Here is an 18,900-nt window from a genome sequence, read left to right on the forward strand (position 1 = left end):
ATATTATTTCATTGTTTGCAGAATAGTTCAATTATCTTGAATGGGCCGAAATATATTTTGCGCCGTAAGAGGCACGGTGGAGTTATTTAAAGGGGAATGCTTAACAATTAACTAAAATGGGGTAAACTTATAGAGGAGATATAAGAACGAGGAGTGTATACGATGAAACAAGATCCTAATCTAACCCCATTACCAGACGCATTTTATCAGTATCCGACCTTACAGTTAGCAGAAGAATTGCTTGGATGCATTTTAGTAAAGCAAACGGAGGAAGGAACAAGCGCTGGATATATTGTAGAAACGGAAGCATATCTGGGAAATGCTGACAGAGCAGCGCATGGATTTGGAAATCGGCGAACGAAACGGACAGAGATTCTCTATGCAGAGGCTGGAATGACCTATACGCATCTCATTCATAATCATTGCTTAATTAATGTGGTCAGTGCGGAGAAGGAAGTACCGGAAAGCGTATTAATTCGTGCAGTGGAGCCTTATACAGGAATCGATCTGATGATGGCCCGCCGTCCAGTGAAAAAATTTCAAAATCTAACAAGCGGGCCGGGCAAACTATCGCAGGCTTTAGATATTAATATGAGAGATTATGGACGGTCTCTCAAGGAGCCGCCGCTGTTTATTGCGGAAGGAAAAAAGCCGGAGAAAATAAATCGCGGTCCGCGGATTGGTATTGATAATTCTGGAGAGGCCAGAGATTATCCCTATCGCTTTTGGGTAGCCGGCAATAAATTTGTTTCTAAATAACCCTTAAAATTCCCGTTATCATTTGTACGATAACGGGAATTTTTATGTAGCGGTAGCTATTAATATTAAATTCAATTTATTATAGTAAGAAAATAAAAACAGATAACCTGATAGTCTAAACAAATCTGGGAATGGATGGTTTGAGGAAAATATATACTTACATTATAATAATACTAGGTTTTGAATAGGATATGGCAGCAAATGGTAGGCTGGTCATGTTTATAATAGAGAATGTACACAGGGGAAGATTTGGTCTAAAAAATATGCAGAGGAGCATGCGGCATGAAACAGATAGACATTGCAGTAACGGGGATGGGCGCTGTCTCGCCATTTGGCATGGGAGTACCCGCGTTTTGGGATAATTTAATTGCGAATCATTCTGCGGTAAGGGAAATAACCGATGAAAATATACGAAAGTGGACAAAAGCAGGAGCTCGTGTACCTGATTTTGAAGTGTCTGATTTTCTATCTAAAAAGATTATCCGAAATACGGATTATTTCACCCAGCTGGCTTTGATAACAGCAGATGAAGCATTAAAGGATGCCGGATTGTTAAAAAATGATGGAGAATCCTTCATAGATGGGGTAGACCGAAATCGGGTCGGAACAGCGATTGGAACAGCTTTTGGCGGGATTCAGTCGTTGGAGCAGGCGTCTGAAAAATTAGCGACGGGTAAAGCAAAAAGAGTCGGACCGCGTATGATTTCTAAATCGATTCCGAATGCAGCGGCAAGTACGATATCGATTCAATACGGATTCCGCGGTCCGTCGAATACATATGTCACTGCATGTGCTGCTTCGGCTAATGCTATCGGAGAATCTGCTTACTGGTTTTTCCGTGACGATGTGGATTATATTCTTGCTGGAGGCGTGGATAGCTTATGGTCCAATGTCTTTTTATCCGGTTTAGGTGATGCGGGCGCATTGGCAGCAAAAGGTCCGGAAGATATTTCCACATGGTCCCGGCCGTTTGATGCAGCGAGGACAGGAATGGTTATGGGAGAAGGAGCAGGTTTATTTGTTCTGGAACCGCTGGAGCGTGCCAAAGCAAGAGGAGCGCATATATACGCAACGTTAAAAGGATATGGAGCTTCGAATGATGCGTATCATGACACCTCTCCTGACCCGGAAGGAACAAGCGCCGCTTTGGCAATCGAGCGGGCGCTCCGTTCCGCACAGTTAAAACCGGAGGAGGTTGACTATGTTAATGCGCACGCAACGTCGACTCCGGCTGGAGATATTGCAGAGACGAAAGCATTAAAGATGATATTTGGAGAGAATTTGGATAACATGCCGGTCAGCTCCATTAAAGGCAGCGTCGGGCATTTATTAGGAGCGGCTGGAGCCATTGAAAGCATTGCATCGATTAAGGCAATAGAGACGGGAATATTGCCGGCAACCCTTCATTCAGAAAATAGGGACGAAGCGGCTCCGCTGGATATTGTTCCAAATGTAAGCCGCAAGCAGCAAATCCAGACAGCAATGAGCAATTCCTTTGGCTTTGGCGGACAAAATGGAATTGTGATTTGGCAGGCACCTCAAGGTTAATCGGGCAAAAGAGGAAACGAATAATGAAATGGAGAGATAAGAATGCTAGAAGAACGGCAAGGCCATGGGAGTGTAGTGGAGCGGCAGGCTGCACTGGAAAAGATGTATCCGAGCTGGGAGAGGCGGACGATTGCGACGCATTTTCATAAGCAGTGCCAGCAATATAGCGATAATCCTTTGATTATGATGCCGAATCAGGCTGTAACTTATGGGGAAATGTGGGAGCGGGCACGTGAATATGCAAAGGCAATGCTGCATTTAGGCGTTAAGCCGGGGGACCATATCGCAGTTTTAATGGAAAATGAACCGGAATACGTCGCATTATTTGTAGCTTCCTCGATGGCAGGAGCAGTGATGGTCCCGCTGAATACGCAGCTGCAAAAGGAAGAATTGACCTATATGCTGCGTCAATCCGATACCAATTGGCTGATTACGCATCAATACGCTGGAAAACAGCATCATGCCGAAGGGGTAAAGAATATTGTTTCTGAACTCCAAGCGGATGCAGAGAGCCCTTTTACTAAAGCAGTTTGTATTCCCAACAAAGAAGCAGATGTACCGGAAATCTATATGACATGGGAAGTATTTTTACAAGGTGCACGAGCAGTGGAAGAAACGGCGTTAAACAAACGCTGGAAGGAAACAGATAATCCAGACGCAACTGCAGCTATTATTTATACTTCCGGCTCTACAGGCTTGCCGAAGGGCGTGATGCTGACGGATGATATGCTGCTCCGTTCTGGTTTTGCAACGTGCTTAACCAGAGGATATGAGGTAGGAAGACGTATTTATGCTCCGCTGCCGATGTACCATGTTTACTTTCTGCAGGAAGGCTTGTTTGCCGCTTCCTTTGTAGGAGGAGGGATGGTGACCTGTCATGCGTTTCAGCCACTTCAGTCACTGGAGCTGATGGAGAAATACCAGGTTCATGATTTTCTGGCTGTTCCATCGATGCTTGTTGCCTTATTAAATCGTCCGGAAGTAAAGCATACCAATCTAAAGTCTCTTTATGCGCTATTATGCTGTGCCGCTCCTTCGCCGGTCCCGTTATGGAAAAGAGCAGTAGATGAATTAGAAGTGACCGAAATTGGTACAGGCTGTGGCGCGACAGAAGCGGGCTCTACCACAATGCTTACTGAAATCGGAGATCCATTAGAAATTATTTCTACAACAGTCGGGAAAGTAAAAACAGCAGGAGCCGCTGCTCATCCGGAGTTTGGAGATAAAAGTGTCACGTACAAAGTGATTGATCCCGATACAAGAGAAACACTGCCAAGCGGTTCTGCCGGCGAGTTAGCGGTGCGGGGAAATGTGGTAACAGAAGGGTATTATAAAAAGCCGGAAGAGACAGCTTTTGCCAAGGATGAGGACGGATATATCCGCAGCGGAGACCTGGGGACGATTGATGAACAAGGTTATATTCGGCTGTTAGGAAGAAGTAAGGATCTGTATAAAGTATCTGGAGAAACCGTAGCTCCCAAAGAGGTAGAGGATGTGATTTCCATGCACCCGGCAGTAAATCAAGTTTATATCGTCGGCGTGCCGGATCAATTAACAACAGAAACCGGTGCCGCGTTTGTGGAATTAAAACAAGGCCAAACCTGCACGAAGCAGGAAATCCGAAAGCTGTGCCGGGAGCATGTAGCACGATTTAAAGTCCCGCGTTATATCTGGTTTGTAGAAGCGGCGGATTGGCCGCTGACGGGAACAGGTAAGATACAGAAATTTAAACTGCAGGATATAGCGGAAGAAAAACGGAAGAAATAACGTGAAATCCTGATATGGCGGGGTTTACTGTTCATGAAACTGGGATGAAATAAACCTGCTGCGAAACCTGTTAAAACAGCTTTGAGCAGGTTTATTTGAGGTGCTAAAGGAATTAAATTCCTGTACCTAAAATAAAAAATTGCGATTGATTGTAATTGTAAGTAACCTTGGAGTAATCGAAGGGTATTCCATTTGTCAGGTAGAAGATGCTTTCCATCGTGAGCTTAGGTTCACCGTTCTTTAATTTCAAATAACTTGCTTCCTGTTCAGTCAATTTGCCAGTTTGCATATACATATCAGAGAATCCAACTTTTAGACCATGTTATTTATGTAATTCCCTGAGTAATGGAACAATTATGGAAGGAAAGTTATGGCATGGCTTCCCAAACGAACTAATGTTTGATATGATTAAATTACGAACAAAAGTTCGTTGAAGGTGTTTCATATGGCTAACTTATTCTGAGCTAATGGGATAATCCTTTTAAGAAATACATGGACAACCAAAAATTGAAAGGGTGATCATATTTGGGGAAAAATGATCGGAAAAAATCTGTATTTCTATTCGGAAAGCCAACCAAGAACAAATTGGAACGTTTGATAGAAACAGAACAAGCCTATACAAATTTGATGAATAGATTTATCAAAGAAATGGCTAATGACAGCAAGTACTACCTTGACTTAATGAATAATAACAAACAAGCCCCCAAGATTCGTGTACTTGAAAAAAGTGTAAGACACACACATCAATTAGGATCTGCTTATGGTCAAAATGCGATTGATCAGGCAGTTAGCCTGCTTCATAATCATTTCATGCAAATTAAAAATAATTTATATGGTTATATTTTCCACCATGATGAAGGTATAATTCCTTATGTATCGTTCATATCTCTTTTGAATGCTTCTGTTCAGGATGAAAATGAATTAGCTGTATTAAGGGCATTGCAGCAAAGCACCAAAAATAAGCAAGCTGCAAAAAACTTATGAAAACGCATACATGATATTATCTAGGTTAACGGAAGAACAACGCACTTCAAAAAGGGAATACATCCGTGCGTTATTCTACGATAAACTGGATCATTGGAAACTTCCCTTTGTCCATAAGGCTACACTACAATTGGATTCGAGAGTTTCTAAAATCGAGAAATCCCATTCTACGACAGAAGATTTTGTTGTATTCTTAAAATTGCTAAACGAAAAAAAGTATGTGGAAATACCAGTCAACACTAGTGAAAACAGTTTAAGGAGATTAAATCAATATAAAAATGGCTCCATGACTGCCAAAGTTGTGAATGGAAAAGTTAAAATCGGGATCCCTTTCACGAAAAAGGTGAACAAAAGAGCACAAGAGGAGCTGCTGGGAATCGATCAAGGAATCACGGATTTATTTTACACCAGTAATCACACCAAATATGGCTCTTTTTCCGGGATGGTCCATGTATATGAGGGATCGCTTGAGAAAAAGTTGGGCAACCGTTCTTCGTTAACCGGACGAGTCTGCAGAAAAAACAAATGGCGGCCTGCCACATGGGGTTGATAATCCATATGTTCAATCCAGTGACTGGGGCTGGGCAATTGATCCGACAGGCTTGCGTTACACGCTGAATCGCTTTTATGACCGCTATCAGCTGCCGATGTTTATTGTGGAAAATGGATTTGGAGCGGTTGATACAGTCGAAGAAGATGGATCCATTCATGACGAAGCAAGAATCAATTATCTTGGCGCTCATATCGAAGCTTTAAAAGCGGCTGTGAATGAGGATGGCGTAGACTTAATCGGCTATACTCCTTGGGGAATTATGGACATTGTATCCTTTACAACCGGGGAAATGAAGAAACGCTACGGCATGATTTATGTAGACCGGGATAACGAAGGTAATGGAACCATGAAACGCTCGAAGAAAGATTCATTTGATTGGTATAAGAAAGTAATTCAATCAAATGGGGAAGACTTACATTACGAAAGATAAAATGATATAGTGACGAAAAAAGGGGCTTTCTTAACTTGATGGGTTAGGAAAGTCCTTTTTTCTGTTGGAATGGCTATCTTTCATAGCCCGAAATGATTGACCTCTTAAATTTAAATGAAAAAAATATAATAAAAGCGTTTACAAGATGGAAATTACATGTTAGGATACTTGTATACAAGTATTCGAACTAACAAATTATATGTTTTGTAAGCCCTTTATTTCAGTGATATAAAAAGGGTGAATGGATTAAATAAATGGCAGAAGGATATGTCATAACAATACACAGTTTCTAATAAAAGATAGTGAGGGATGAATGTGAATCAACATAAATTTATGCTCGGAGTCGACATTGGCACAACAAGTACAAAAGCCGTTCTTTACCGGGAAGCAGGTGAAATTATCGCGCAGAGTAATCAGGGATATGATTTGCATACGCCGGATGTACGTACAGCTGAGCAAAATCCGGACGATATTTATCAGGCGGTGCTTCATGTTATCCGAGAAACAGTAAAGGAATCAGAGATAGATAAAAAAGACCTTTCCTTTATTTCTTTCAGCAGCGCAATGCACAGTCTAATTGCAATGGATGAAGATAATAAAGCCATTACACCATGCATTACTTGGGCAGATAACCGCAGCTCGCATTGGGCAGCGAAAATTAAAAATGAATGGAACGGCCATGATGTTTACCTGCGAACGGGAACCCCCATCCACCCAATGTCTCCGCTTAGTAAAATTACATGGCTGGAGCAGGAGCAGCCAGAAACAGCTGAAAAGACAAAGAAATACATCGGCATCAAAGAATATGTTTTCTATCAATTCTTCGGCGACTATGTGATGGATTATTCTCTTGGTTCCGCTACGGGGATGATGAATTTGGAGGAGCTTGTTTGGGATAAAGGAGCTCTTGAAATGGCTGGTATTTCAGCGGATAAACTCCCAAGACTTGTTCCTACAACAGAAAGCTTTACAAACTGTCATTCGGAGATTGCGGAGGATTTAGGCATTGCTCCGGACACGAAATTTATTATTGGAGCAAGTGATGGGGTGCTGTCCAATATTGGCGTAAATGCGATAAAAGAAGGAGATGTGGCGATTACCATCGGCACGAGCGGGGCTATCCGCACCGTTATTCCCAAACCGCGCACCGATCAAAAAGGCCGGATTTTTTGCTATGCATTAACAGAGGATCATTGGGTCATCGGCGGGCCGGTAAATAATGGCGGCATGGTGCTGCGCTGGATTCGTGATGAGCTTGCTGCAAGTGAAGTCGAAACAGCAAAACGATTAAACATTGATGCGTATGAAGTATTAACTGCTATCGCAAAGCAGGTGGAGCCCGGATCAAACGGATTGTTATTCCACCCGTTTTTGGCTGGAGAGCGTGCACCGCTTTGGAATGCGAATGTCCGCGGTTCCTTTATCGGTTTAACATTGAATCATAAAAAAGAGCATATGGTACGTGCTGCGTTAGAAGGCGTTATTTTTAACTTATACTCTGTTTTTCTGGCATTAGTGGAAGTAATGGATGTGCCGGTGAAATCGATTAAAGCAACGGGCGGTTTTTCAAAATCAGAATTGTGGCGGCAAATGATGGCTGATATCTTTGACCAGAATGTCATCGTTCCGAAAAGCTATGAGTCCTCCTGCTTGGGAGCTTGCTTACTGGGATTGTATGCAGAAGGGAAAATTGATTCCTTCGATGTAGTAGAAAAGTTGATTGGTTTTACACATGAGCATGAACCGAACCCGGATCATGTTTCAACGTATCAGGAATTAATGCCGATTTTTATCAATATTTCCCGTTCGCTTGAACAGGAATACGAACAAATTGCGGCTTATCAGGAAAAGAAATCACTGGAAAATAAACAGAATGAAGAATAGGAGCTGAGAATAATGGAAAATATTTATCCGCTTATTATTGTTGCGCTGGCAGTAGTGACACTATTGCTGCTAATCATGAAGTGGAACTTAAATACGTTTATTGCATTGATTGTTGTTTCTTTACTAACGGCATTGGCACTGGGCATGTCTCCAGGTGAAATTGTTGAAACGGTCCAAGGAGGACTTGGAGGCACACTTGGCGACATTGCGCTTATCTTTGTTTTCGGTGCAATGCTAGGGAAGTTACTGGCTGATGCCGGCGGTGCCCATCGTATCGCTTTAACATTAATTAATGTATTTGGTAAAAAACGAATTCAATGGGCTGTTGTTGTTGCTTCTTTTATCATTGGTATCGCATTGTTCTTTGAAGTAGGACTTGTTTTATTAATTCCGATTGTGTATCAGATTGCTAAAGAAGTTAAATTGCCTTTATTATATCTGGGTGTGCCGATGACGGCTGCATTATCCGTCACACATGGATTCCTGCCTCCTCACCCGGGCCCGACAGTAATTGCACAGCAGTATGAAGCAAATATCGGCATGGTGCTGCTTATCGGTATTGTGATTGCTATTCCGACGGTGATTATCGCCGGACCGTTATTTACGAAAGTAGCTCAGAAATTGGTGCCGGATGCTTTTTCACGAATCGGCAATATTGGATCACTTGGAACGACAAAAACATTTGAAGAAGAAGAAACACCTGGATTTGGTATTAGTGCCTTGACTGCACTTTCTCCAGTCATATTGATGGCGGTTACAACGATTGTACAGCTGGTTCAGGAAATTGCCGGACTTGCAGATAATTTGTTTTTTGAAATCGCACGCGTCATTGGAGACCCGACAATGGCTCTCCTTCTTTCCCTGTTATTTGCGATTTACACGATGGGGATTGCACGTAAGATTCCGATGAAAACATTGATGAGTTCAGCAGAGGAATCCGTTCGCGGAATTAGTATTGTTCTTTTAGTTACTGCAGGCGGCGGTGCGTTAAAACAAGTATTGATTGACGGCGGTGTCGGTGATGCTGTAGCAAATATCTTCTCTGGTTCAAATATGTCGCCAATTCTGCTTGCGTGGCTGATTGCTGCTATTTTAAGGGTTTCCTTAGGTTCGGCAACCGTGGCAGCTTTAACAACTGCTGGAATGGTGATTCCGTTGATTGAAGGAACCGATGTGAATCTGGCGCTGATGGTGTTAGCTACGGGCGCAGGAAGTTTGATTGCCTCCCATGTAAACGATACCGGATTTTGGATTTTTAAGGAATACTTCAATTTATCGATGAAAGAAACATTTGCAACTTGGACGTTGCTGGAAACGATTATCTCTGTATCCGGACTTGTATTTACGCTTTTAATAAGCTTAGTTATTTAAAACTCGGGCAAGCTGACAGTACAGGAATTCTGTCTTAAGCTTCGACTGAAATATTTGTGTGAAAGGTGTTCGGGCTCTCTTGATTTTATAAAGCGCTTGAACACCTGTCGAAAGGAATGGAATGAAAAAATGAATTCAATTGGCGTTTTTGGGCTGGGAGTCATGGGAGCGAATCTTGCTTTGAATATGGCGAATAAGGGTGAAAAGGTCGCAGTCTATAATTATACACCTGATTTGACGGAAGCATTTCAAGAAAAGCATCCGCATGAGAATACAACAGCGTATTATGAGCTGACGCAGTTTATCCATTCGCTGGAAAAACCAAGAAAAATCTTTTTGATGGTAACAGCTGGAGCTGTTGTAGACTCCGTTATCAATAGTCTTCTGCCTTTGCTGGAACAGGGCGATATTATCATGGACGGAGGAAACTCTAATTTTCAGGACTCTAACCGCAGATACGGTTACTTAAAGGAAAAAGGTTTTCATTTTATCGGTGTGGGTGTTTCCGGAGGTGAAGAAGGCGCATTAAATGGTCCTTCATTAATGCCAAGCGGAGATAAAGAAGCCTATCAGCACGTCGCTCCTATCCTGGAAAAAATTGCGGCACAGGTGGATGGCAAGCCGTGCTGTTCGTATCTTGGCAAAGAAGGATCCGGTCATTACGTCAAAATGGTGCATAACGGTATCGAGTATGCTGATATGCAGCTGATTACGGAAGCCTATCAATTCCTGCGGGAAAGGTTAGGGCTCAATGTCGATGAAATTGCCGCTATTTTTGCAGAGTGGAACAAAGGCGAATTGGAAAGCTATCTGATGGAAATCACAGCTGATATTTTGACACACGTGGATGAAGAAACCAAAAAGCCGCTGGTTGATGTTATTTTAGATCAATCAGGACAAAAAGGAACCGGCAAATGGACAAGTCAAAATGCGCTGGATACGGGAGTACCTTTATCTATTATTACGGAATCTGTATTTATGCGTTTCCTGTCCAATGTGAAGGAAGAGCGCATGATGGCAGAGCAGGAATTAGCAGGGCCAAACCAATTAGCAGATGCAGCTGACAAGGATCAATGGGTCGAGCTGGTCCGTCAAGCACTGTTTATGGGGAAAATCATTACCTATGCGCAAGGATTCTATCAATATAAGCAGGCATCAGAGCAGTATAACTGGGATTTGCAGCTGGATGAAATTGCGCTGATTTTCCGCGGCGGCTGCATTATCCGTGCCGGTATTTTAAATGAAATCAGTAAAGCATTTAAGGAAGACAAAGAATTATCCAACCTTCTCCTGTCTCCATATTTCAAAACAATTTTGAATAACTATCAGGCATCGATGCGAAAAGTGGTTATCAAAGGAATGGAAACTGGATTAGCATTACCGTGCTTTAATGCTTCGCTGGTATATTATGATGGCTACCGTTCTGCCAAAAGCGGCGCCAACCTGATTCAGGCACAACGCGATTATTTTGGAGCGCATACGTATCAGCGTGTGGATAAAGAAGGTCATTTTCATACGGAGTGGTAAGCTAGGCTTTAGGCAGAAGCGTTTCGTTTTATTCTAAGCGTTCCTGACCAAGTTCTTTTTCTCTAATGTATTTTTAAATTCTGAAGCAGACACGGTAAAAAATCTCTGTATCGATATTCCTTTTATTGAACAGCAGTCTGCATTTTTGTTCCGTACTGCGATTCATCCGCGGGGGCGGGAGCAGTATATGACAAACTATTAAAAGAGAGACATTCTAAAAAAGTATTGCAGCGTAATCGAAATGCGCTGCAATACTTTTTTGCGTATCCGTGAAAATCGGTGCTTTTCAGGTACAGCAAAAAGGAATCATGAACGGAAGAGAAAGTCAGCTTGCTAATTAAGCTGCAATTATTTGAATATAGATGACCCATAGAAAGGTATGATATAATAAACTTGTTACTATAGTCACAAACTCTATTGGCAGCCGTTATATACAGAAATTTTAGGATGACAGATTCAATATTGTGCTAACTAGGAAGTGATTACGTGAATACACGATTACAAAAGATACTTGAGGCGCTGCGATTAGCACAGGAACCTTTAACCAGTTCGGATATAGCGTCCTTATTACAGGTCAGTTCTAAAACGATACGTAATGATATCAAAGTATTAAATGAACTTTTAAAGCCGTACGGGACACATATCGTATCTTTAAAAGGGAAAGGCTATCAGCTTACCATTCGGAATGAACGCTTATTCTATGAATTCATTCAGGAGCAAACAAATTACAAAAAAGATGATGTTCCCTCAAATCATCCAGATCGTGTCAAATATCTGATGGAGAAACTGCTGATGACCTCCGATTATATTAAAATAGATGACTTAGCAGAGCAGTTGTTTATAAGCCGCTCTACCCTGCAGTATGATTTAAAATATATCCGTGCTATACTGAAAGAGTATAAGCTGGCTTTGGAGCATAAGCCGTATCATGGGATTAAAATTATAGGCGATGAAACGCAGATCAGATACTGCATCTCTGAGTATTTGTTTAATCAACAATCTGTCTTAAAAGACAATATGGCTGACTGGTTAGGTATTTTACCTGAAGAAGAGTTAGAGATGATTAAAAACAGTGTATTGTTTAATCTGAGAAAGCATCATATTATTATTTCAGATATTAGCCTGCAAAATCTAATCACACATATTGCAATTGCTTGTAAGCGGATTCGTGAGAGTCATTCTGTTCAAATGATTCATCCTCATTTTCAAGAAATAGAGACATCAAAGGTTTTTTTAGTTGCTCAAGAAATTGCAAATGCTATTCAGGAAAAACTGTATATTTCCTTTACTGAACACGAGATTGCATACCTGGCGATTCATTTGCAAGGAACAAAGATTACCGATTCTTCGATTCATCATACAGAGGTTATTTCTGTTATTGATGATGAGATTCAAGAAATGGTCAAAGAAATGCTGAAACGGATTGATGCAGAATTTGGATTTCATTTAGCTGATGACAAAGAACTGCTGTTGGCGATGAGTCTGCACTTAAAACCAGCAATAAGCCGATATAAATTCAAGATGAATATTCGAAATCCAATGCTGGAAGAAATCAAATCGAAGTACCGATTATCTTTTGATGCAGCATTAATTGGAGCGCAAGCCGTACAAGAAAGAATGGGCATTGCAATAGATGAGAATGAAGTTGGTTACCTGGCGCTTCATATTGAGGTAGCGCAGGAAAGAAAAAAGAAGAATAAAGAAGACGTACCGGGCTGCTTAATTGTCTGTGCATCTGGCCTGGGCAGTGCTCAGCTTTTAATGTATAAACTGCAAAATGAGTTTGGGAATCAGTTAAATATTATGGGTACAACCGAATACTATAATTTATCCCAGCATTCGTTTGATAACATTGATTTTATTATCAGCACGATTCCGATTGAGAAAAAGATGCCAGTCCCTGTTATTCATATAAGCACGATTTTAGGAGAAACAGATTTAAATAAAATCAATCATTTTGTCATTCAGGGAGATGTTATTTCCAATACGTATCTGCGGGAAAAATATACGTATCTACAAAAGGGCTTTGCTGAGAAAGAAGAGGTTTTACGCTTTATCTGTGAAGCACTGGAATCTGATGGAGAAGTGGATGCGCACTATTTGGAATCGGTGCTTCAACGGGAGAGCTTTTCTCCAACGAGTTTTGGCAATATGGTTGCCATTCCTCACCCGATTGAACCGCAGACGGAGGATACATTCTGGTCAATTGTTACACTTCAAAAACCGATTCAATGGGGAGATAAGTATGTGCAATTAATTGTCCAATTAAATATCAGCAAAGGTATAAAAAATGATTTAAAACAAATGTATGAGGGATTAATGGAATTGTTGGACGATAAGAATATGGTGAGAGAAATAGTGCAATGTAAGACGTATGAACAATTAATTGAGATAATCAAATAGAGTAGCACTAGAACACCCCGGGGTAAACACTGTCCGGGGTGTTTTCGTGCTATTCAAAACTTGGTGTTAGTTATTTCCTGTACCAGCGGAAAAAGAGTCTCTGTAATTGAATACGCTTACATATTATAATTTAAGTAAGAAATTTATAAAGGTAAAAGCTAGATGAAAGGCATGAGATTGCTGTTTAAGTCCTTTATGAATTTCCTGATTATAGAGACAGCGCAAGATGCTAAAAAATAGAATTTCATGGAGGAATGTAAAATGAAAAAAGCGTTAATTATTTGTGCAGGTGGTATGTCATCTTCTTTATTAGCAAAAAAAGCAACAGAATATCTAAAAGGAAAAGAGCATGATATTGAAGTGGATGCTGTTTCAGCGACAGAGGGCGGGAAGAAAATAGAGAATAGTGATTTTGATTTATTCTTAGTGAGTCCACAAACAAAAATGTATTATCAAAATCTGAAAAAGGCTGGCGATCGCGTTGGTAAACCAGTGGTAAATATTCCGCCTCAAGCGTATGTTCCGATTCCAATGGGGATAGAAAAATTAGGTAATTTAATTTTGCAGGAGCTGCCGGAATAATCATTCGTTATTAATAAATATTTATATTGCTTTATATCAACTATAAAGGGGGATATTCAATGAATCAGGAACAAATACAGAGCGTAGCCTTTGAAATCATTTTGCACAGCGGGTCATCGAGAACCATGATACATGAAGCCTTTGCAATGATGCGAAATAACGAATTTAAAAATGCTGCAGACAAGCTGGATGAAGCAAATGAAGAAGTATTATTAGCGCACCAGTCCCAAACGGCGTTATTGCAGCAGTATTCATCCGGAGAAACAATCAATATGGAAATTATTATGGTTCATGCACAGGATCATTTAATGACTACGATGACATTAAGAGAAGTTGCGTTAGAAATGTTATATCTATATGAAAAACTCGACAAAGATAAATGAGGGGTTTGAATATGAAAAACGATGCGAGGGCACAAATCGAACTAAATAGGAAAAAGCTAAGTATTAAATCGATGTACTTTAATCGGTATTTATTAGTTAGATATGTTTCCGCATTATTCTTTTTTACTAATTTATACTGGTTCATGTCATTGTTGATGAGTGATTCATCACTGTATTTTATCCCGTTGATATTAATGGTTGTATTGGTTATCAGTACCATCGAGCAAGTGAAAATATATGGTCATCATTCTAATATTGTCAAATATACAAAGTATTGCTTTACCATTTTACTTGTTACAAATATGCTTTTAATTGTACCGGCATGCTTTACTTCATCATTCAATCAATTATTCCCCTTTCTTGTAGCGGAAGAGAAATCTAAAATATTGGTTTTAAGTATTTTGATTGCCGGTGTATTACTGAGTACGTTGATTCTCTATCGTTTAAACAAGATTAAACATAATGAAGACAAGCATTATGAACGAATTAAAAGTTTTGAAAGGGCTGTCAATTAATAAAAAGAAATGAGGGAGTACGATGGCTTCAGAAAACGGAGAAAATAAAGTATTTGCTTTTTTGGAAAAATATTTGATGGGTCCCATGGGGAAAGTTGCATCTTTTCGTATTGTACGTGCCATTATGGCTGCAGGGATGGCTTCGATTCCGTTTGTAATTGTAGGTTCGATGTTTTTAGTGTTAAACGTATTGCCGCAGACACTTACATTTTTACAAGGCTTTTTCGATAATACATTTTTTAGAATCAGTGATTTATATATGTTAGCGAATAAAGCAACGATGGGAATATTAGCAATCTATTTCGGTCTTGTTATCGGTTACGAATATACAAAAATTTATGCCGAGGAGGAAGAGCTTAATCTAAGTCCTTTAAACGGAGCTTTACTATCTATGTTTGCCTTTTTCATCACTATTCCGGAAATCGTATTAGAAAATGGCATGATGTCTCTCGTGCATCAGATTGATGAAAATAATACAACAGTTCATGGATGGCAAATGGTTGAAGACGGTGTCAGCCGTCTAGGGGCGACAGGAATATTCACAGCAATTCTGATGTCTGTCTTAGCTGTGCAAATATACCGGCTCTGTGTGAAGAAAAATTGGGTTATCAAAATGCCTGAAGCGGTACCAGAGGGTGTATCCAGATCGTTCACTGCATTGATTCCGGCGTTTTTAGTTGCCTTTGCTGTATTGGTGGTCAATGGTATTTTAATTGCATTAGGCACGGATATATTTAAATTAGTAGCAATTCCGTTTGGATTTGTAGTGAATATTACAAACAGCTGGTTAGGTATACTGGTTATTTACTTTGTTGTGCATGCGCTTTGGATTGTAGGTATCCATGGAGCAACCATTGTATTTGGATTCTTGACACCAATCTTTCTTTCCAATATTCAATCTAATATCGATGGTGCGAACATTCCGCTGGCAGGGGAATTTAATAATGCGTTTGTAACGATTGGCGGATCTGGAGCAACATTAGGTTTATGTATATTTATTGCATTTATGGCAAAATCGAAGCAATTGAGTGTTTTAGGTAAAGCGGCACTTGCACCGGGGATTTTTAATATCAACGAACCATTAATATTTGGATTACCGATAGTTTATAATCCATTCTTAGCTATTCCGTTCTTCTTAGCTCCAATGGTATCAGCTTCCATCGGTTATTGGGCAATTAAATTAGGGTTTGTTGAATCGATTATCGCTATGATGCCTTGGCCTACTCCAGTTGGTATCAGCGGATTTATTAGTACAGGCGGAAGTTATATGGCGGCAATTGTTTCCGTGCTTTGTGCTTTTGTAGCATTTCTGATCTGGCTTCCATTCATTAAAATGTATGATAAGAAATTAGTTAATCAGGAAAAAGGGGAAGATGCGTTGATTTAATTTAGCACAAGAAATAATTTAACAAGAAATATTGTGAAGGCGTTGTCGTTATCGACTACGCCTTTCAAGTTTATCCTGCATTAGCCATTCAGCTTATATGTCTCATGTGCCATTGATTCCAAAATATAAAGCACAGGTACCTGTGTGGTAATATTTGCGTTCTCAAACCACTCTTCCGTTACATAGTAAGGGATATTGATATCTGATATTTTAGCAACCGTGGAGTGTTTGTTGTTGGTAATGCTAATAATTTTACTTCCTTCTTGTTTCATTTGATTAAGATGCGTAACTGCAAAATTTGTTTCTCCAGAGACAGATAGAGCAATGACAGTGCTATTATATCGCAGACTGGAATGGACCGGGAAAAGCGGGTCTTTAATATACATCGAAAATTTACCTAAGCTTGAAAAATACCTTGACCCATATTCGGCCAGGATCCCTGAGGTGCCTATTCCAATGAAAATAACACTATCTGCTTTACTTACCAGCTTAGCAGCTTCTTTAATGTCTTCTTCGATATCGCCCTTCAGTGTCCGATCAAAAAATTCTGTTACAGCATGCTGTGTATCCTTTAAAATTGTCTTTTTATTTTCTTCCAGATACATTTTCAGCTTTACTTTAAATTCGGAAAAACCTTCACAATTTATTTTTCTGCAAAAGCGCAGGATAGTAGCTGTGGATACATGGGTTTCATCAGCAAGCTCGCGAATGCGCATATAAGCAACCTTTTCACTATTTTTACTGATATAGTTATACAAAGAAGTCTCTAACTCATTGAATGAAGCAATCATCTCGTGTGTAAACATGATGCACACTTCTCCTTTTAATTAGAAATTAACTCTATGATTCATTATAACACAGGTTGTTACATCCTTGTAACAAATGACTTCTTCTGTTATTAAAAACGAAATGGTTCCTAACCATTTATATTCTGCTAAATATTGATACAATTAATATATAAGTTAAGTTTCTTCTTTTTAAAGAATTAGATAGATTTACATGTTTTTAAAATTTTTGGAGGTGTAAAGGATGGCAAAAGGTATAAAAATTGCAACAATTGGCGGCGGATCAAGTTATACTCCGGAATTAGTAGAAGGATTTATTAAACGGTATGATGAATTTCCACTAAGCGAGCTTTGGTTAGTCGATGTGGAAACAGGAAAAGAAAAGCTGGAGATTGTCGGAAACCTTGCAAAACGAATGATCAAAGAGGCCGGCCTTCCAATCGATGTGCATTTAACATTGGACCGCAGAGAGGCTCTGAAGGATGCTGATTTTGTAACAACGCAATTCCGTGTTGGCGGTTTAGATGCACGTGCCAAGGATGAGCGCATTCCAGTGAAATATGGTGTACTTGGTCAAGAAACAAATGGACCTGGCGGATTGTTTAAAGGGTTGCGTACGATTCCGGTTATTTTGGGAATTACAAAAGATATGGAAGAGCTTTGCCCGAATGCATGGCTGATTAACTTTACGAACCCAGCCGGCATGGTTACCGAAGCTGTATTACGCTACTCCAATATTGATAGAGTTGTCGGTCTATGTAATGTTCCAATTGGTATGGAAATGGGAATTGCTAAATTATTAGATGTCGATCATTCACGAATCCGCATTGATTTTGCAGGACTGAATCATATGGTATACGGTTTGAATGTTTATTTGGATGGAGTGAGCGTGAAGGAAGAGGTAATTGAGAAATTATCTGATCCGGAAAATTCAAGCTTTGTTAAGAATATCGATGGAATGGGCTGGGAGCCTGAATTTATTCAAGCGTTAGATGCTTTAACCTGTCCATATCATATGTATTACTACAAATCGAAGGAAATGTTAGATAAAGCTATCGAAAGCTCTAAGACAGAAGGAACGCGTGCTGAGGTTGTTCAGGCATTGGAAAAAGAATTATTTGAACTTTATAAAAATGAAAATCTTAATATCAAACCGCCTCAATTAGAAGAGCGCGGCGGAGCATATTATTCTGATGCAGCGGTTCGTTTAATTACATCCATTTATAACGACAAGCGTGATATTCAACCAGTAAACACAATGAACCGCGGTGCCATTGCAAGTATTCCGGCTGAATCAGCGGTTGAGGTCAGCTGTGTCATTACAAAAGATGGTCCTGTTCCATTGACAGTGGGAGACCTTCCTGTTGCTGCCCGCGGACTGGTACAGCAAATTAAGTCCTTTGAGCGTATTTCAGCAGAAGCAGCTGTAACCGGGGATTATAATAAAGCGGTACTTGCTTTAACAATTAACCCATTAACGCCAAGTGATAAGATTGCGAAAGAAATTATTGATGAGATGATGGAGGCTCATAAAGCACATCTTCCTCAATTCTTCCAGGAAACAGTGAGCGTAAATTAATACAGGTGCTGGAAGTTGTAAGGTGAGAAAAGTGTAAAGCTAACATGCTGCATGCTTTCTTACATGAATTGATAAAAACAGATACCCGGCGCCGGGTATCTGTTTTTAAAGGTGTGCCCTGCATGGGCGAAAACTTGGTGGTGAAAGACCACTACAGGCTTGGCAGTAGGAACTGTTAGCGAAAGGCAAGGTGGCTATCGTGAGGTAGTGGCTGAAGGAACGCCTCAAGGGGGAAACCTGTCTCCGTTACGCAGTAATATTTACTTAAACGAGTTAGACCAATTACTGGAAAAACGGGGACACCGATTCGTGGAGTGGGGTTAGTATTCTGTATGTTCTGTTGTATATTCGCTTGTAGTTATAGTATACACAAATGTTTACGATTTTATTCCAAATATATTTGGATTTTATTAAAAAATAAATGATAATAAAGGAATATTGAG

At 40.1% G+C, this 18,900-nt stretch carries 15 protein-coding genes and 2 pseudogenes; 15 read left to right on the plus strand and 2 right to left on the minus strand.

Annotation, left to right across the window (positions count from 1 at the left end; all coding sequences use genetic code 11):
- Positions 1-162: 162 nt before the first annotated feature.
- The 3 genes from BN997_RS08865 to BN997_RS08875 all read left to right on the plus strand — a co-directional run bounded on the left by BN997_RS08865 (position 163) and on the right by BN997_RS08875 (position 4,074).
- The gene (locus BN997_RS08865) at positions 163-759 is read left to right on the plus strand and encodes a DNA-3-methyladenine glycosylase (protein ID WP_042531497.1); all 597 of its coding nucleotides are present in this window, start codon (positions 163-165) and stop codon (positions 757-759) included.
- A gap of 282 nt (positions 760-1,041) precedes the next feature.
- Complete coding sequence (locus tag BN997_RS08870) at positions 1,042-2,307, plus strand: beta-ketoacyl-[acyl-carrier-protein] synthase family protein (protein WP_042531499.1); 1,266 nt, start codon at positions 1,042-1,044, stop codon at positions 2,305-2,307.
- A 42-nt stretch (positions 2,308-2,349) separates the two neighbouring features.
- On the plus strand, positions 2,350-4,074 hold the full coding sequence (locus BN997_RS08875) for a class I adenylate-forming enzyme family protein (RefSeq protein WP_042531501.1): 1,725 nt from the start codon (positions 2,350-2,352) through the stop codon (positions 4,072-4,074).
- 112 nt (positions 4,075-4,186) lie between these two features.
- Here BN997_RS08875 and BN997_RS08880 read toward each other — a convergent pair.
- Positions 4,187-4,393, minus strand: a pseudogene (locus BN997_RS08880) (UTRA domain-containing protein); the annotation flags it as partial.
- Between the two features lie 206 nt (positions 4,394-4,599).
- Here BN997_RS08880 and BN997_RS08885 point away from each other — a divergent pair.
- The 11 genes and pseudogenes from BN997_RS08885 (at position 4,600) to celB (ending at position 16,093) form a co-directional block, all read left to right on the plus strand.
- The gene (locus BN997_RS08885; RefSeq protein ID WP_042531505.1) at positions 4,600-5,058 is read left to right on the plus strand and encodes a hypothetical protein; all 459 of its coding nucleotides are present in this window, start codon (positions 4,600-4,602) and stop codon (positions 5,056-5,058) included.
- 10 nt (positions 5,059-5,068) lie between these two features.
- Positions 5,069-5,608 carry a hypothetical protein gene (locus BN997_RS08890; RefSeq protein ID WP_042531507.1) on the plus strand — a complete coding sequence of 180 codons (540 nt, stop codon included), beginning with the start codon at positions 5,069-5,071 and terminating at the stop codon, positions 5,606-5,608.
- Positions 5,580-6,041: pseudogene (locus BN997_RS08895) on the plus strand (family 1 glycosylhydrolase); the annotation flags it as partial. The gene BN997_RS08890 and the pseudogene BN997_RS08895, both read left to right, overlap by 29 nt.
- Positions 6,042-6,374: 333 nt before the next feature.
- Positions 6,375-7,925 carry a gluconokinase gene (gene gntK / locus BN997_RS08900; protein ID WP_175297084.1) on the plus strand — a complete coding sequence of 517 codons (1,551 nt, stop codon included), beginning with the start codon at positions 6,375-6,377 and terminating at the stop codon, positions 7,923-7,925.
- 12 nt (positions 7,926-7,937) lie between these two features.
- Complete coding sequence (locus BN997_RS08905; protein WP_042531511.1) at positions 7,938-9,296, plus strand: gluconate:H+ symporter; 1,359 nt, start codon at positions 7,938-7,940, stop codon at positions 9,294-9,296.
- Between the two features lie 129 nt (positions 9,297-9,425).
- Positions 9,426-10,823, plus strand: a complete 1,398-nt coding sequence (gnd, locus tag BN997_RS08910; RefSeq protein WP_042531513.1) for a decarboxylating NADP(+)-dependent phosphogluconate dehydrogenase — start codon at positions 9,426-9,428, stop codon at positions 10,821-10,823.
- A 486-nt stretch (positions 10,824-11,309) separates the two neighbouring features.
- Positions 11,310-13,226, plus strand: a complete 1,917-nt coding sequence (locus tag BN997_RS08915; RefSeq protein WP_042531515.1) for a BglG family transcription antiterminator — start codon at positions 11,310-11,312, stop codon at positions 13,224-13,226.
- Between the two features lie 261 nt (positions 13,227-13,487).
- Entirely contained in the window at positions 13,488-13,808 is a 321-nt protein-coding gene (locus BN997_RS08920) for a PTS cellobiose transporter subunit IIB (protein ID WP_042531517.1), read from the plus strand.
- A 59-nt stretch (positions 13,809-13,867) separates the two neighbouring features.
- Entirely contained in the window at positions 13,868-14,191 is a 324-nt protein-coding gene (locus BN997_RS08925; RefSeq protein WP_042531519.1) for a PTS cellobiose transporter subunit IIA, read from the plus strand.
- A gap of 11 nt (positions 14,192-14,202) precedes the next feature.
- A complete protein-coding gene (locus BN997_RS08930; protein ID WP_042531521.1) occupies positions 14,203-14,706 on the plus strand; it encodes a hypothetical protein in 504 nt (167 codons plus the stop codon).
- A gap of 22 nt (positions 14,707-14,728) precedes the next feature.
- On the plus strand, positions 14,729-16,093 hold the full coding sequence (celB, locus tag BN997_RS08935; RefSeq protein ID WP_042531523.1) for a PTS cellobiose transporter subunit IIC: 1,365 nt from the start codon (positions 14,729-14,731) through the stop codon (positions 16,091-16,093).
- 80 nt (positions 16,094-16,173) lie between these two features.
- Here celB and BN997_RS08940 read toward each other — a convergent pair whose 3' ends face one another.
- Positions 16,174-16,899 carry a MurR/RpiR family transcriptional regulator gene (locus BN997_RS08940; protein WP_042531525.1) on the minus strand — a complete coding sequence of 242 codons (726 nt, stop codon included), beginning with the start codon at positions 16,897-16,899 and terminating at the stop codon, positions 16,174-16,176.
- 223 nt (positions 16,900-17,122) lie between these two features.
- On the opposite strand from BN997_RS08940, the gene BN997_RS08945 reads away from it, so the two are divergent.
- Positions 17,123-18,457, plus strand: a complete 1,335-nt coding sequence (locus BN997_RS08945; protein WP_042531527.1) for a 6-phospho-beta-glucosidase — start codon at positions 17,123-17,125, stop codon at positions 18,455-18,457.
- Positions 18,458-18,900: the final 443 nt, after the last annotated feature.

The organism is Oceanobacillus oncorhynchi, from assembly GCF_000821065.1.
Taxonomy (GTDB): Bacteria; Bacillota; Bacilli; order Bacillales; family Amphibacillaceae; genus Oceanobacillus; species Oceanobacillus oncorhynchi.

Bases quoted from the DNA above. Each gene is read 5' to 3' on its own strand.
- BN997_RS08940 (WP_042531525.1), bottom strand. From the start codon at position 16,899: ATGTTTACACACGAGATGATTGCTTCATTCAATGAGTTAGAGACTTCT.
- BN997_RS08920 (WP_042531517.1), top strand. From the start codon at position 13,488: ATGAAAAAAGCGTTAATTATTTGTGCAGGTGGTATGTCATCTTCTTTA.
- BN997_RS08905 (WP_042531511.1), top strand. From the start codon at position 7,938: ATGGAAAATATTTATCCGCTTATTATTGTTGCGCTGGCAGTAGTGACA.
- BN997_RS08945 (WP_042531527.1), top strand. From the start codon at position 17,123: ATGGCAAAAGGTATAAAAATTGCAACAATTGGCGGCGGATCAAGTTAT.
- BN997_RS08930 (WP_042531521.1), top strand. From the start codon at position 14,203: ATGAAAAACGATGCGAGGGCACAAATCGAACTAAATAGGAAAAAGCTA.
- celB (WP_042531523.1), top strand. From the start codon at position 14,729: ATGGCTTCAGAAAACGGAGAAAATAAAGTATTTGCTTTTTTGGAAAAA.
- BN997_RS08925 (WP_042531519.1), top strand. From the start codon at position 13,868: ATGAATCAGGAACAAATACAGAGCGTAGCCTTTGAAATCATTTTGCAC.
- gnd (WP_042531513.1), top strand. From the start codon at position 9,426: ATGAATTCAATTGGCGTTTTTGGGCTGGGAGTCATGGGAGCGAATCTT.
- gntK (WP_175297084.1), top strand. From the start codon at position 6,375: ATGCTCGGAGTCGACATTGGCACAACAAGTACAAAAGCCGTTCTTTAC.
- BN997_RS08890 (WP_042531507.1), top strand. From the start codon at position 5,069: ATGATATTATCTAGGTTAACGGAAGAACAACGCACTTCAAAAAGGGAA.
- BN997_RS08870 (WP_042531499.1), top strand. From the start codon at position 1,042: ATGAAACAGATAGACATTGCAGTAACGGGGATGGGCGCTGTCTCGCCA.
- BN997_RS08865 (WP_042531497.1), top strand. From the start codon at position 163: ATGAAACAAGATCCTAATCTAACCCCATTACCAGACGCATTTTATCAG.
- BN997_RS08875 (WP_042531501.1), top strand. From the start codon at position 2,350: ATGCTAGAAGAACGGCAAGGCCATGGGAGTGTAGTGGAGCGGCAGGCT.